The sequence below is a fragment of the Amycolatopsis thermophila genome (assembly GCF_030814215.1).
GTDB classification, from domain to species: domain Bacteria; phylum Actinomycetota; class Actinomycetes; order Mycobacteriales; family Pseudonocardiaceae; genus Amycolatopsis_E; species Amycolatopsis_E thermophila.
Map to the genome: position 1 here is coordinate 2159953 of NZ_JAUSUT010000001.1, position 14099 is coordinate 2174051.

16 protein-coding genes are annotated in these 14099 nt (G+C 72.1%); 4 read left to right on the plus strand and 12 right to left on the minus strand.

The window, feature by feature from the left end; genetic code table 11:
• Window positions 1-4 precede the first annotated feature (4 nt).
• The 8 genes from FB470_RS10690 to FB470_RS10725 are packed head-to-tail and all read right to left on the minus strand — an operon-like array spanning window position 5 to window position 8393.
• Complete coding sequence (locus FB470_RS10690; protein ID WP_306990739.1) at window positions 5-1381, minus strand: amidase; 1377 nt, start codon at window positions 1379-1381, stop codon at window positions 5-7.
• A gap of 13 nt (window positions 1382-1394) precedes the next feature.
• Entirely contained in the window at window positions 1395-2159 is a 765-nt protein-coding gene (locus FB470_RS10695) for an SDR family NAD(P)-dependent oxidoreductase (protein WP_306990740.1), read from the minus strand.
• Complete coding sequence (locus tag FB470_RS10700; protein ID WP_306999184.1) at window positions 2156-3595, minus strand: aldehyde dehydrogenase family protein; 1440 nt, start codon at window positions 3593-3595, stop codon at window positions 2156-2158. Before FB470_RS10700 ends, FB470_RS10695 begins: the two co-directional genes overlap by 4 nt.
• Window positions 3595-4359, minus strand: a complete 765-nt coding sequence (locus FB470_RS10705) for an ABC transporter ATP-binding protein (protein ID WP_306990741.1) — start codon at window positions 4357-4359, stop codon at window positions 3595-3597. Before FB470_RS10705 ends, FB470_RS10700 begins: the two co-directional genes overlap by 1 nt.
• Complete coding sequence (locus tag FB470_RS10710) at window positions 4356-5126, minus strand: ATP-binding cassette domain-containing protein (RefSeq protein WP_306990742.1); 771 nt, start codon at window positions 5124-5126, stop codon at window positions 4356-4358. The genes FB470_RS10705 and FB470_RS10710 overlap by 4 nt, the downstream gene beginning before the upstream one ends.
• Complete coding sequence (locus FB470_RS10715; RefSeq protein ID WP_306990743.1) at window positions 5123-5953, minus strand: ABC transporter permease; 831 nt, start codon at window positions 5951-5953, stop codon at window positions 5123-5125. The genes FB470_RS10710 and FB470_RS10715 overlap by 4 nt, the downstream gene beginning before the upstream one ends.
• On the minus strand, window positions 5950-6897 hold the full coding sequence (locus tag FB470_RS10720; protein ID WP_306999186.1) for an ABC transporter permease: 948 nt from the start codon (window positions 6895-6897) through the stop codon (window positions 5950-5952). The genes FB470_RS10715 and FB470_RS10720 overlap by 4 nt, the downstream gene beginning before the upstream one ends.
• Window positions 6898-6911: 14 nt before the next feature.
• Window positions 6912-8393, minus strand: coding sequence for an ABC transporter substrate-binding protein (locus FB470_RS10725; protein WP_306990744.1), 1482 nt, complete (start codon window positions 8391-8393; stop codon window positions 6912-6914).
• 75 nt (window positions 8394-8468) lie between these two features.
• On the opposite strand from FB470_RS10725, the gene FB470_RS10730 reads away from it, so the two are divergent.
• A complete protein-coding gene (locus FB470_RS10730; RefSeq protein ID WP_306999189.1) occupies window positions 8469-9209 on the plus strand; it encodes a FadR/GntR family transcriptional regulator in 741 nt (246 codons plus the stop codon).
• Window positions 9210-9295: 86 nt separating this feature from the next.
• Here the strand turns inward: FB470_RS10730 and FB470_RS10735 are convergent, their stop codons facing one another.
• Together FB470_RS10735 and FB470_RS10740 are read right to left on the minus strand one after the other, a co-directional pair.
• Entirely contained in the window at window positions 9296-9784 is a 489-nt protein-coding gene (locus tag FB470_RS10735; protein WP_306990745.1) for an SRPBCC family protein, read from the minus strand.
• Window positions 9781-10119 (minus strand): ArsR/SmtB family transcription factor, encoded by a 339-nt coding sequence (locus FB470_RS10740; protein ID WP_306990746.1) that lies wholly within the window; start codon window positions 10117-10119, stop codon window positions 9781-9783. Before FB470_RS10740 ends, FB470_RS10735 begins: the two co-directional genes overlap by 4 nt.
• Window positions 10120-10204: 85 nt before the next feature.
• Here FB470_RS10740 and FB470_RS10745 point away from each other — a divergent pair, with 85 nt between their 5' ends.
• Entirely contained in the window at window positions 10205-11248 is a 1044-nt protein-coding gene (locus FB470_RS10745; RefSeq protein WP_306990747.1) for a patatin-like phospholipase family protein, read from the plus strand.
• 41 nt (window positions 11249-11289) lie between these two features.
• The gene (locus FB470_RS10750; RefSeq protein ID WP_306990748.1) at window positions 11290-11712 is read left to right on the plus strand and encodes a PPOX class F420-dependent oxidoreductase; all 423 of its coding nucleotides are present in this window, start codon (window positions 11290-11292) and stop codon (window positions 11710-11712) included.
• Here the strand turns inward: FB470_RS10750 and FB470_RS10755 are convergent.
• Window positions 11697-12746 (minus strand): trans-sulfuration enzyme family protein, encoded by a 1050-nt coding sequence (locus FB470_RS10755; protein ID WP_306990749.1) that lies wholly within the window; start codon window positions 12744-12746, stop codon window positions 11697-11699. The genes FB470_RS10750 and FB470_RS10755 overlap by 16 nt on opposite strands.
• Before the next feature lie 82 nt (window positions 12747-12828).
• Here FB470_RS10755 and FB470_RS10760 point away from each other — a divergent pair, with 82 nt between their 5' ends.
• Entirely contained in the window at window positions 12829-13203 is a 375-nt protein-coding gene (locus FB470_RS10760) for an FKBP-type peptidyl-prolyl cis-trans isomerase (RefSeq protein ID WP_306990750.1), read from the plus strand.
• On the opposite strand, the gene FB470_RS10765 is transcribed toward FB470_RS10760, so the two are convergent.
• The gene (locus FB470_RS10765; RefSeq protein WP_306990751.1) at window positions 13196-14077 is read right to left on the minus strand and encodes a LysR family transcriptional regulator; all 882 of its coding nucleotides are present in this window, start codon (window positions 14075-14077) and stop codon (window positions 13196-13198) included. The genes FB470_RS10760 and FB470_RS10765 overlap by 8 nt on opposite strands.
• Between the last annotated feature and the right edge of the window lie 22 nt (window positions 14078-14099).

A 14099-nucleotide genomic window follows, 5' to 3' on the forward strand; every position in this document is an offset into this window, starting at 1 on the left:
GTAATCACACCCCCGGAGAACGCTGCGGGTCGCGAATTCCTTCGAATGCTGCAGCCACCTGGAGCACACCGAGGTCGTCGAACCGCCGTCCGGCGACCTGCAGCCCGACCGGCTGTCCCCCACTCGTATAACCGCAGTTCAACGACACCGCGGGCTGCCCGGACATGTTGTAGGGCACGGTGAACGCGATGTGCTCGAACGGACGCGCCGGGTCGTTCGTGGGCGAGGCCCACTCGGCGGGCGGCGCGGAAACGGGGCAGGTGGGCGACAGGACGAAGTCGTACGGCTCGGTGGCGCGCAGCGCGGCGACGCTGATCGCGTCCATCTGCGCGAAGCCGCGGTAGGTCGCGACCCCGGACACCTCCGCGCCGCCCTGCGCCCAGGTGAGGATGTAGGGCAGCACGAGCGCCTGGCGTTCCGGCGGCAGCGCGCTGATGTCGCACCACGCCCGGACCCGCCAGAAGTCGTCGAGGCCGTCGAGCATTTCCCTGGTCAGGAACGGTTCGACCGGCTCCACGACGGCCCCGGCCGCCTCGAACCGGCGGGCCGCGGCGAGCACCGCGGCGCGCACGTCGTCCTCCACCGGCAGGCCGACGCCGGCGTCCAGCTGCAGCCCCAGCCGCAGTCCGGTGACGTCGAAATCCAGCTGGGACCAGGCGATTTCCGCCGGGGGCAGGCTCAGGTGGTCCCGGTTGTCCGGCGCGGACAGCACACCCATCAGCAACGCGGCGTCGGCGACCGTCCGGGTCATCGGCCCGGCGACGCGGCCGGGGAACGGCGGGTGCACCGGCACCCGCCCGAAGCTCGGCTTCAGCCCGACCAGGCCGCACCACCCGGCGGGCAGCCGGATCGAGCCGCCGATGTCGGTGCCCACGTGCAGCGGCCCGTACCCGGCGGCAGCCGCGGCGGCGGCGCCCGCACTGGACCCGCCGGGCGTGCGCGCCAGGTCCCACGGGTTGCGGCTCGCGGTGTGGAAGCTCGACAACCCCGAGGTCAGCATCCCGTAGTCGGGCATCGTGGTCTTGCCGAGCAGCACCGCGCCGGCCTCGCGGACACGGGCGGCGGCGGGCGCGTCGGCCGGAGCCGGGACGAGTTCGGTGGCCGCGGTGCCCAGCGGGACCGGCGTGCCCCGGGTCGCGATGTTCTCCTTCAAGGTGATCGGCACGCCGTCGAGCGGGCCCGCCTCCCCCGCGGCCCAGCGCTGCTCGGAGGCCTTCGCCGCGTCCCGCGCCTGCGACGGGTCGTAGGCGTAGAGCGCGTGCAGCGACGGCTCCAGCGCGTCGATGCGGGCGAGCACCGCCTCGGTGACCTCGACCGGGGACAGCGTCCCGGCACGGTAGGCGGCGAGCAGGTCGGTCGCGGTCAGACCGGTCAACTCCACGGACGGTCCCTCCTCATTCCGGCGGTGTGTAGCGGCCGTCGACCGCGGTCCAGCCACCGTCGACGGCCAGCACCGCCCCGGTGACGAAGCTCGCGGCGTCCGAGGCCAGGTAGACGACGGCACCGGCCAGTTCGGACGCCTTCGCCCAGCGGCCGAGCGCGCTCTTGCCCGCGTAGGCGGCGTACCAGTCCGGGCTCGCCTTGATCTGCTCGGTCAGCGGGGTCTCCACCACCCCCGGAGCGATCGCGTTGACCCGCACCCCGGACGGCCCGAACTCGGCGGCCGCGGTGCGGAACAGCTGCACGAGTCCGGCCTTCGTCGCGGCGTACGGCCCCTGGCCCGGTTCCACTGTGGTGCCGCGGATCGAGGAGAACCCGATGATGCTGCCGCGCCCGCGCTCGACCATGCCCGCGCCGAAAGCCCGGACGACGTCGAAGGTCGCACCCAGGTTCAACGCGACAACCCGGTCGAACTCCTCGCGCCGGTAGTCGAGCAGGCGTTTGCGCACGTTGGTGGCGGCGGTCAGGACGACGACGTCGATCTCGCCCAGCTCCGCGGCCGCGCGGTCGACGGCACCGGGGTCGAGCACATCGATCTCGTACGACCGGCCGCCGATCTCACCCGCGGCCTCGCGGGCGGCGGCGGCGTTGCGGTCCGCGCACACCACCTCGGCGCCGTGCGCGGCCAGGGCGAGCGCCGACTCGCGGCCGATGCCGCTGCCCGCGCCGAGCACCACGGCCCGCTTCCCGTCGAGCCGGAACAGCTTCTCGTAGTTCACGCCCGGATCACCGCCATCCGCGTCACGGTCAGCTCGTCGATCGCGAACCGCGGCCCCTCGCGGCCGATGCCGGAGTCCTTCACACCGCCATAGGGCATGGTGTCCGACCGGAACCCGGGCACCTCGTTCACCACGACCCCGCCGACCTCCAGCTCGTCGATCGCGCGCACGGCGGTGCGCAGCGAACCGGTGAACACGCTCGCGTGCAGGCCGTACCGCGAGTCGTTGACCAGCGCGAACGCCGTCTCGACGTCGGGCACCCGGCGCAGGCACACCACGGGGCCGAAGATCTCCTCGTCCCAGCAGTCCACGCCGTCGGGCACGTCGGTCAGCACGGTCGGCCGGATGATCCCGTCCACGGCCTCACCGCCCGCGGCCACCTTCGCGCCCGCCGCGACCGCCGCGGAGATCCAGTCGAGCACGCGGCGCGTGGACCGTTCGTCGATCAGCGCCGACACCCGTGTCTTCTCGTCCCGCGGATCGCCCACGACGACCTCGGGCATCCGGGCCAGCAGCCGCTCGGTGAACACGTCGGCCACGTCGTCGACGACCAGCAGCCGCTGCACCGAGATGCACGCCTGGCCGGACGCGTAGAAGCCGCCGCGCAGCACCGCGTCCACCGCGGCGTCCAGGTCCGCGTCCCCGGCGACCACGAGCGCGGCGTTGGAACCCAGCTCCAGCAGCGTTTTCGTGGGCGCGGCGTCCTTGGCGATCCGGTGCCCGACGGCGGCCGACCCGGTGAACGACACCGCGCCGATCCGCCGGTCGGTGACCAGGGCCGAGCCGACCTCGGCGTCCCCGGTGACCAGCTGGACCATCGGCAGCGGCGCGTCCGCGGCCGCCGCGGCCTCGCGCACGAGGTGCACCAGCCACAGGGTCGCGAGCGGCGTCTGCGGTGCCGGTTTGACGATCACCGGGCAGGCGGCCGCGATCGCCGGTGCGATCTTGTGCGACGCGAGCAGCAACGGGTAGTTGAACCCGGCGATCCCGACCACCACGCCGATCGGCTTGCGCACCCAGAACCCGGTCAGCCCCTCGCCGGAGGGCAGCAGGTCCAGCGGCACCGTCTCGCCGTGCAGCCGGGCGACCTCTTCGGCGGCCGCCTGCCAGGTCACCAGCGTGCGCGCGACCTCGACGCGGCAGTCGACCAGCGGCTTGCCGGTCTCCACGACCAGCAGGCCCTCCAGCTCGTCGCGCCATTCCAGCAGCGACCGGTGCACGCCCAGCAGCACCTCGCGCCGCACGTGCGAGGGCAGCTTCGCCACCTGCCGCGCGACCAGCACCGCCTCGCTGACCGCGAGGTGCGCCAGGTCGGCCGTGCCCACCGGCGCCCGCGCGACCACGCAGCCGTCGTAGGGGAACCTGATCTCCGCGGTGTCCGGTGTGGACACCCAGTCGGACCCGATCGGCAGTCCGTCGGGATAGGGGTCGAACATCATCGTCCTCCCTGCAACCTGGCCAGTTCCGCACGCAGGTTCGGCGCCGCGGCGAGGAGTTCCCGCGTGTAGGGATGTCGCGGATCGTCGTAGACCTGTTCCACCGGGCCCAGCTCGACGAGCTCCCCGTGCCGCATCACGGCGACCGTGTCGCACACCCGTCGTACCACGGCGAGGTCGTGCGAAACGAACACGAGCGTCAGCTCGAACCGGTCGGTGAGCTCGGCGAGCAGGTCGAGGATCTGCTTGCGCACCGACACGTCCAGCGCGCTGACCGGCTCGTCCGCGACGAGCACCCGCGGCCGCGGCGCGAGCGCGCGGGCGATCGAGATGCGCTGCCGCTGCCCGCCGGAGAACTGGTGCGGGTAGCGGCCCGCCGCGTCCGCGGGCAGCCCGACCGCGGTCAGCAGCTCCGCGACGCGGTCCGGATCGCGGCGGCCGAGCGGTTCGCAGATGATGTCCCGCACGCGCATGCGCGGGTCGAGCGAGCCCATCGGGTCCTGGAACACGACCTGCAGCGCCTCGCGCAGGAACCGCAGCTTCCGCTCGGGCAGGCCGTCGATCCGACGGCCCGCGAACCGGATCTCCCCGGCGCTCGGCCGGTCGAGCCCGGCGAGCAGGCGCACCAGCGTCGACTTGCCCGAGCCGGACTCGCCGACGATGCCGAACCGCTGCCCGGCTTCGATCTCGACCGACACCCCGCGCAGGGCGTGCACCTCGCGCGGCCGCCGGTACGTGCGGTGGACCTCCCGCAGTTCGATCACGCCGCCTCCAGGTCCGACGCCGCCAGCAGCTTCCTGGTGTAGTCGTGCGCCGGCCGGGTGAGAACGTCCGAAGTGGACCCCTCCTCGACCATCCGGCCCTCGTGCATCACCAGCACCCGCGTGCACACCTTCGCCACCACCGCGAGGTCGTGCGTGATGAACAGCAGTGCGGTGTCCCGCTCCGCCACGCCGGCCAGGATCAGGTCGAGCACCTGGGCCTGCACCGTCACGTCCAGCGCGGTCGTCGGCTCGTCGCAGATCAGCAGCGCCGGGTCGTTGGCCAGGGCTATCGCCAGCATGACCCGCTGCCGCTGGCCGCCGGAGAGCTGGTGCGGGTAGGCGCGGGCGAGCTGTTCCGGATCGGGCAGCTTCACCGCGTCCAGCAGGGCGACGGCCGCCCGCTGTGCCGCACGCCTCGACTTGTCGCCGTGCAGGCGTATCGACTCGGCGACCTGACGCCCGACGCGCATCAGCGGGTTCAGCGCGGTCATCGGCTCCTGGAACACCATCGCCAGGTCCCGCCCACGCCGGCCCGACAGCTCGCGCTCGGACGCCCCCAGCAGCTCGGTGCCCGTCAGCTTCGCCGAGCCCGTCGCGCGCAGCCCCTCCGGGAGCAGGCCCATCACCGCCGACGCGGTCAGCGACTTGCCGGACCCGGACTCGCCGATCAGCCCGACCCGCTCACCCCGGCCGACCTCGAACGACACGTCGTGCACGAGCTGTCGCGCACCGGTGAACACGGACAACTGCGCCACCTCGAGGGTCATCGCCGCTCCAGCCGTGGGTCGAGACGGTCGCGCAGGCCGTCACCGAGCAGGTTGAACCCGAGCACCGCGACCGCGATGGCCAGGCCCGGCACCAGCGCCAGCCGCGGGTGCACGGTCAGCAGTTCCTGGGACTCCTGCAGCATCCGGCCCCAGGACGGTGTCGGCGGCCGGGTGCCGAAACCGAGGAACGACAGCGCCGCCTCGGCCAGCACCGCGATGCCGAACGACACCGAGCACTGCACGATCACCAGCCCGCCGATGTTCGGCAGCACGTGCCGTCGCGCCACGAAGAACCGCGACCGGCCGGCCGCGCGCGACGCGAGCACGTATTCGGTGCTCATCACCTGCAACGTGCCGGAGCGGGCCACCCGCGCGAACGAGGGGATGGTCGCGACGCCGATCGCGATCATCGCGGTGACGGTGCTGGCGCCGTAGACCGCGCCGAGCATGATCGCCAGCAGCAGCGCGGGGAAGGCGAGCACCAGGTCGTTGACGCGCATGACGAACTCGCCGAGCCACCGGTTCGACATCCCGGCGAGGATCCCCAGCGGCGTCCCGGCGATCGCCGCCACACCGACCGCGATCACGCCGACGTAGAGCGTGGTGCGCGCCCCGACCAGGATCTGGCTGAACACGTCCCGGCCGAACTTGTCCGTCCCGAACCAGAACTCGCCGGTCGGACCGAGCAGCCGCGCGGTCGATTCGACCTTGAGCGGATCGTGCGGCGTCCAGGCGAACGACACGAGCGCGGCGAGCACCACGAGCCCGACCAGGACCGCGCCCGCGATCAGCGCCGGTGAAGTCCGTCCCTTGACTGCTGCGCTCATCGAGCCGTCCTCAGCCGGGGGTCGATCACCACGTAGAGCAGGTCGACCACGAAGTTGACCACCAGCACCGCCACCACCAGCACGAGCACGATGGCCTGCACCGACAGCAGATCCCGCGCCGACACCGAGTCCAGCAGCATGCTGCCCAGGCCCGGCAGCACGAACACGCGCTCCACCACGACGGCGCCGATCAGCAACGTGGTCAGCTGCAGTCCGAGCACGGTCACCACCGGCACCGCGGCGTTGCGCATGCCGTGCCGCATCAGCGCCGGGTACGGGCGGAGCCCCTTGGAGCGGGCGGTGCGCAGGTAGTCCTGGCCGAGCGTGTCCAGCACGGCCGAGCGGACGTAACGGGTGAGCACCGCGCCCTGCACGATGCCGAGCGAGAGCGCGGGCAGGACCAGCCCGCGCAGGAACTCGCCGGTGTCCTGGTCCGGCGGCGTCCACCCACCCGAGGGCAGCCAGCGCAGCTGCACGGCGAAGACCTGCACGAGCAGGATCCCGGCGAGGAACGCCGGCACCGCCACGCCCAGCTGCGAGAGACCGGAGATCGCGGTTCCGCCGAAGCGCCGGTGCCACACGGCGGCGAGCGCGCCGAACGGCACGGCGAGGACCACCGCGACCAGCATTCCGGCGCCCACCAGCCACAACGTCACGCCCAGCCGGTCGATCAGCTGCGGGCCGATCGCCTCGCCGGTGACGTAGGAGCGGCCGAAGTCGCCGTGCAGTACGCCGCCCATCCAGCTCAGGTACTGCTCGACGACCGGCCGGTCCAGGCCGAAGTCGTGGCGCGTCTTGGCGAGCAGCTCCGGGGTGGCGTTGACGCCGAGCGCGACCTGCGCCGGATCGCCGGGCAGCACCGCCATGAACGCGAACACCACGATCGAGGCGACCAGCACGCTGACCACCAGGATCGCCACGCGGCGCACGATCGTGAACGCCATCAGCCCGCGCCCCATCAGCCCAGTCCCGTCAGATCGAAGGACTCGCTGACCTGGTTCGCGGCCAGTCCGGTCACCTTCTTCTTCGCCACCACGACGTTCGGGTACAGGAACAACCAGTTGGCGGCCGCGTCGGCGGTGATCGTCCGAGCCACCTCGCGCATGTCCGCGACCTGCTGCTCCGGTGTCCCGGCGTCGGCGTCCGCGATCAGCTGCCTGACCCGCGGGTTGTCGTAACCCCAGTAGTACTTGGGGTTCCCGAAGGTCGTGATGTCGCGCGCCTCCACGTGCTGCACGATCGAGGCGTCGAAGTCGTGGTCGGTGAAGACCTGCTTGAGCCACACCGCGGGGAAGTCCAGGGGCTCGATCGTCACGTGCACGCCGATGTCGGCCAGGTCGGAGGCGACCACCTGCGCGGCGGCCGTCGCGTAGGGCAGGTTCGCCACGCGCAGGGTGAACGACAGGTTGCTCTGCCCGGCCTCGGCGAGCAGGGCCTTCGCCTGCGCCGGATCGTGCGGGTAGTAGCCGGACAGGTCCTCGTACCAGGGATCGGTGGGCGGGACCATGCTGCCGAGCACCGTGCCGCGGCCGGCCCACGCGGTGTCCAGCAACGCCTTCCGGTCGACGGCCAGGATGAGCGCGCGGCGCACGCGCACGTCGTCGAACGGGGCCTTCCGGCCGTTGAAGGACAGCACGACCTCGCCGTTCGTGGTGCCCTGCAGGACGGTGAAGCGGGTGTCGTTCTCGAACTGCGGGATCGAGTCGGGCGCGGTGATCTGCGCGATGACGTCGATGCCGTTGCTGAGCAGGGCGTTGTTCAGCGCGGTCGGATCCTTGATGTACTTGAGGATCACGGTCTTGTAGGCCGGCGGCTTGCCCCAGTAGGCGGGGTTGGCGGCGAGCACGATCGAATCGCCGCGCCGCCGCGACTGCACGTGGTACGGCCCGGTGCCGACGGGCGTGTTCGCCAGGTCCGCGACGCCGGTCGGGCTGAACATCGCGCCCACACGGCCGGTCATGTCGAACAGCCAGCCGTTGCTCGGTTTCTTCAGCACCACGCGCGCGTGCAGCGGGTCGACCACCTCGACGTGGTCCACGACGTCCATCTTGGACTTGATGGAGATCGTCCAGTCGGTCTTGACCCGGTCGATCGAGAACCGCACGTCGTCGGCTGTGAACGGGGCGCCGTTGCTGAACTTCACGCCGGGCTGGAGCTGGAAGTCGTAGGTGCGCCGGTCGTCGCTGACGGTCCAGGATCGCGCCAGCAGCGGGACGATCTTGCCCGTCGGGTCGAGCTTCACCAGGCCCTCGTAGACGTTGTAGAGCAGGGCCTGGGGGATGGCGGTGCCGTCGGTGCGGGTGAAGTCGAAGTTCGCCGGCTCGGCGGTGAACCCGACCGCGAGCGTGTCCGGGCCCGAGCTGACCGAGGCCGTCGATCCGGCGGAGCAGGCCGAAACGACCAGCAGGAGTGCGAGTGCCGCGGAAATTCGGACTTTCATCCTCACCCCGAGTCAGTATGCTGGTCCGACCAGTAGCCTAGGTTTGCACCAGATGGGGTGAAGGTCAAGACGACGATGGACTTCGAGCCGGTCAGCCCGGTCCGCGCCTACGAGCGGATCGTGGAGCAGATCGAGCGGGCCGTGCTCACCGGCCGGCTCCGGCCGGGCGAACGGCTGCCCGGGGAACGCGAGCTGATGGCCCGGTTCGGCGTCAGCCGCTCGACGATCCGGGAAGCGCTGCGCGTGCTGCAGGCGAGCGAGGTGATCCGGTCGCGTCCGGGCGATCCGCGCGGGCCGGAGATCCTGCCCGCGTCGCCGGCGACCCTGCAGAAGTCGCTGGACCGGCTGGCGCGTGCGGAGACGCTCGGGCTGGCCGAACTGGTGCAGTTCCGGATGATCCTGGAGGGTTCGGCGTACCGGCTGGCCGCAGAGCTGCGCACGGAGTCGGATCTGGCCGAGCTGCGGTCCGCGCTCGAGGCGATGACGTCCAGTTTGGACGACTACGCCACGTTCAGCCGGGCGGACGTGGCCTTCCACGAGGTGGTCGCGCGGGCGGGCCGGAACGCGCTCATCGTGGTGTGCGGCAAGGTCGTGCGGGGCGTGGTGCTGGAACTGATCGCGGGCAAGCTGGAGAACTCCTCGGACCGGCAGGCGCTGATGCGGGCCTCGGTCGCGCACCACAAGGAAGTGCTGCGCGCGGTCGAAGCCGGCGACGGGCCACTGGCGGCCAAACTCGCGCGACGCGCGCTCTACGACTACTACGCGGAGTACGTCAGCGCGGCGGAACGGGTCGTGCTGGAGCACCTGCTGGACTGAACGGGCTCGGGCCGTGGGAGGCGCCGGCGGCCGTGAAAAGCCGCCGGCGCGGGAGTGCCGTCGATGATCCGCTGCGAGTTCCGGGCCTAGTCCTCGGCGAGGAGGGCGTCGATCTGGCCCTCGGCGAGCTTCATGCCCTCCTCCATGCCCATCTCGATCATCTTCTCCAGGTGCTCGACACCGGCGAAGGAACTGACCGTCGTCATCCGGGTGCCGCCCCCGTGCGGCTCCAGGGTGACCGTGCAGTGGATCGGCGGGATCTCGCTGGTGGGCTCGCCCCGGTCGTCGGCGAACCCGTCGTCGAACTCCAGCCGGTTCGGGGCGTCGATCGCGGTGATCTGCCACCAGCCGTGCGCCTTCGTGCCGTCCGGGCCGGTCATGAAGTACGCGGCGCGTCCGCCGACCTTGAAGTCGTGCTGTTCGAACGTCGCCGGCCAGGTCGGCGGGCCCCACCACCGCTCGAGCTTGCGCGGGTCCTCCCACACGCGCCACACGCGGTCGGGGGCGGCGCCGTACTCGGCGACGATGGTGAGGGTCAGGGCCGCGGTGTCCTTGTGCGAGCTGATGACAGTCATGCGTCCTCCTCGGACAGGATGTCCTCGATGGCCTGGGCGCGGTGGCGCCAGATCTGTTCGTATTCGTCGAGCAGGCGGGCCGCCTTGCGCAGCACCTCGGGATTGCCGTGCACGAGCTGCTCCCTCCCGCTGCGCTGTTTGACGACCAGCGACGCCCGCGCGAGCACCGCCACGTGTTTCTGCACCGCGGCGAAACTCATGTCGTACCTGCGGGCGAGCTGCGAGATCGACTCCTCCTGCCGCAGCACCCTGGTCACGATGTCGCGCCGGGTGGCGTCGGCGAGTGCGTGGAAGATCCGGTCGATCTCCGCGTCGTCGAACTGACTTACAACCACATGGTTGTACGTTAGCGGCGAGGGGCGCCCTTGGCAACAGGTCACTCCTTGCCACCGGTGATCGACTCGTAGTACACCCGTTCGCATGACGCGGACTGGGGTTGGACTCTGCCTGTCCGGCGGGGGCTACCGGGCGATGCTGTTCCACCTCGGCGCGCTGTGGCGGATCAACGAACTGGGCTGGTTGCCGCGGCTGACGCGGATCTCCAGCGTCTCCGGCGGGTCGATCACGGCCGGCGCGCTCGCGGTCGCGTGGCCGCGCCTGGAGTTCACCGGCGAGGTGGCGGCGAACTTCACCGACGAGGTCGTGCGGCCCGTGCGCGCGCTCGCCGGCCGGACCCTGGACGTGCCGGTGATCCTGCGCGGCCTGGCGACGCCCGGCCGCAGCACCGGGGAGGTTCTCGCGGCGGCCTACCGGAAGCACCTGTTCGGCGACGTGCTCCTGCCGGATCTCCCCGCCGGCGGACCGCATTTCGTGTTCACCGCGACCGATCTGCAGGACGGCGACCAGTGGTGGTTCTACCGCGAACGGCAGCAGGACCCGCCCGTCCAGCTGGCGACGGCGGTGGCCGCGTCGTCGGCGTTCCCGCCGTTCCTGTCGCCGGTCGTGCTGACCACCCCGGTCCCGGGCGAGGACAGCCGGATCGAGCTGAGCGACGCCGGGGTGTTCGACAACCTCGGCCTGGACGCGGTGATCGGGCACTGCGACACCGTGCTGGTCAGCGACGCGGGCAAGCGGATGGACCGGATGCGGTCGGTTTCCCGGTCGTGGCCCGGTCAGCTGCTGCGCACGGTCGACATCATGGACAACCAGGTCCGCACCCTGCGCACCTCGTCGCTGATCGAGTCCTATGTGGAGGGCGAGTTCCGGGGCGCGTACTGGGGCAGCTACAGCGACATCGGCAACTTCGAGGTCGCCGACGCCCTGCCCGCGCCGGTGCGGCAAACCCTCGCACTGGCCGGTTCACCCACCCGCCTGCGACGCGTGCCGGACGCGACCCAGGAAGGGCTGATCAACTGGGGCTACGCCATCTGCGACGCCGCGATGCGCCGGTGGGTGGACCGGGAAGCCAAGCCACCCCGGGACTTCCCCTACCCGGCCACGGCCGTGGGGCGGGCCGCCCGGTGACCGCTTGACCTCCACTTAACTGGAGGTTCTACCGTCGTGCCATGGTCTTCACCGAGCGCGAGCGCGCTTATCTCGAAAGCCAGCGCCTCGGGCGCATGGGCACCGTGGACGCGAAGGGGCGCCCGCAGGTCCGGCCGGTGGGCTTCCAGCTCAACCAGGACGGCACCATCGACATCGGCGGCCCGAACCTCAGCAAGAGCCAGAAGTGGCGCAACCTCGAGACGAACCCCGAGGTCTCGTTCGTCGTGGACGACATGACCCCGGACGAGCCCGGCGCGGTCAAGCCCGGCTGGGGGCGCGGCATCGAGATCCGCGGCACGGCCGAACTGCTGACCGACCACGAACCGCCGTCGTACGGCGGCGCGTGGTTCAGCCGGGAGGTGATCCGGATCCACCCGCACGTCGTGCACGCCTGGCACCTGGATCCGGACCAGCTCACGCGCCGCGCTCAGGTCAGTGCCTGAGACAGGTCCCGCCAGAGGTCCTCGGGGTCTTCCAGGCCGACGCTGAAGCGCACCAGGCCGGCCGGCACGTGCGCGTCGCCAGGCCACATCGCGCGGCGTTCGACGATGCTCTCCACCCCGCCGAGGCTCGTCGCGTGCCGGATCAGCCGCAGCGCGCCGCACAGCCGGTCCGCCGCCTCGGCGTCCGCCAGTTCGAAGGCGATCATGGTGCCCTGGCCGGGGTAGCGGACCCGCGTCACCGCGGGGTGCGCGCCGAGCCGCTCCGCCAGCTGGGCCGCCGTCCGGGACTGCTCGGCCAGCCGCACCGGCAACGTGCGCAGCCCGCGCAGCGCGAGCCACGCCTCCAGCGCACCGGGCGTCGCCCCGAGCCGGGTGCGGGCGTCGCGCAGTTCCCGCGCCACGCCGTCGTCGGCCGCGATCGTGAGACCGAGCAGCAGGTCGCTGTGCCCGCCGATGAGCTTCGTCGCGCTGTGCACCACGATGTCCGCGCCCAGCGACAACGGCTGCTGGCCCAGCGGGGTGGCGAACGTGTTGTCCACCACGACGCGCGCCCGCTGCCCGGTCAGCTCGGCAATGTCGATCAGGTCCAGCGTCGGGTTGGTCGGTGATTCGACCCACACGACGTCCGCCTCGCGAGCGGCGGTCCGCCAGCCCTGCCGGTCCGACGGCTCGATGCGCCGCACCTTGAGCCGCCCCTTGCTCGCGGCGTGGTCCAGCAACCCGCGTGTGCCCGCGTAGCTGTACACCGGCACGGCCACCTCGGCGCCGACATCCAGCAGATCGAGCACCGCCGCCGCGGTCGCGATCCCCGACGCGAACGCGGTCGCGTGCCCGCCTTCCAGCGCGCCGACGGCCTCCTCCAGCGCCGCCCACGTCGGCGTGCCGTCCTCGCGCGCGTACTTGAAGTCCGCCCCGGCGAGGTAGGTGCTCGCCGGGACCAGCGGCGTGTTCAGCGGTTGCCCGGGTTCGTCCGGCCGCCCGGCGGCCACCGCGCGGCTGCGCGGGGTCAGGTCATCGAGGTTCACGCTGCTCATTACAGCACTGGACCACGAGCTGAAAATGCGGCTCCCGGCACCGGTGGGTACCGTGCAGCGACCGACGACAGGGAGGAACAGCATGGCATTGGAACGGCCGGAGGTCGACAAGCCGACCGGGCCGCCCCCGGCGGACCTGGAGGTCACGGACCTCAGCGTCGGCGACGGCGCCGAAGCCGCCGCGGGCAACGTCGTGTCCGTGCACTACGTGGGCGTCTCGCACGCCACCGGCGAGGAGTTCGACGCGTCGTGGAACCGCGGCGAGCCGCTGCGCTTCCCGCTCGGCGCGGGGCACGTCATCCCGGGCTGGGACCAGGGCGTGCAGGGTATGAAGGTCGGCGGCCGCCGGCGTCTGGTGATCCCGCCGCACCTGGCCTACGGCGACCGCGGCGCGGGCGACGTGATCAAGCCGGGCGAGACCCTGGTCTTCGTGGTGGACCTGGTCGGCGTCAGCTGAGCCGGGACGCCACGCGCGTCAGCAGGCCGATCGCGGCCGACACGTGCGCGGCCGGCCGGGGGCGGTGCACCGCGTAGATCTCGCGGTCCAGCGCGCTCCCGGCCAGGTCGCGCACCACGATCCCGCCGGCGCCGCGGGCCACGCTCGCCGGCACGAGCGCCACGCCCAGGCCGGCCCGGACCAGCGCGAGGATCGCCGCGTAGTCCCTGGTCTCGTACGCGATCCGCGGTTCCACCCCGTCCTGCGCGGCCAGCAGGTCCAGGCACGGGCGGTCCGCCGAAATCCAGTCGTCGCCGGCGAGATCGACCAGCGCGACCTCCGTCTTCCGCGCCGCCGGGTGCCGCGGGGACAGCACCAGCCGCAACCGGTCGGCCAGCAGCGGCACCCTCGTCAGACCGCGCGCCGGCGGGAGCTCCCGGCCCGGGTAGCGGTGTGTGATCAACAGGTCCAGTTCGCCGGACACCACCCGGTCGTAGCCGTCCGGCGGCTCCAGGTCGGCCAGTCGCAGCCGCGTCTGCGGGTGCGCCCGCCGGAACTCCCCCACCACCGGCGGCAACAGCACCTGGCCGGCGGTGGCGAAGGTGCCGACGACCAGGTCCGCCGGCGGACGGTTCCGCAGCGCCGCAAGCGCTTGCTCCGCCTCCCGCAGCTCGCCCACGATCGTTTCGCCGTGCCGCACCAGGACGCGGCCCGCCTCGGTGAGCGACGTGCCGGTCGCCCGCCGCTCGACCAGCGCGCACCCGGCCTCCCGTTCCAGACGGGCCAGCTGCTGGGACAGCGCGGACGCGGTGAACCCCATGTTCCGGGCCGCGGTCGCGATGGACCCGGCGTGGGCGACCTCGACGAGGACGCGCAGTCGTTCGGCGACGAGCATGCCGTAAGTATTGCTAACGTCG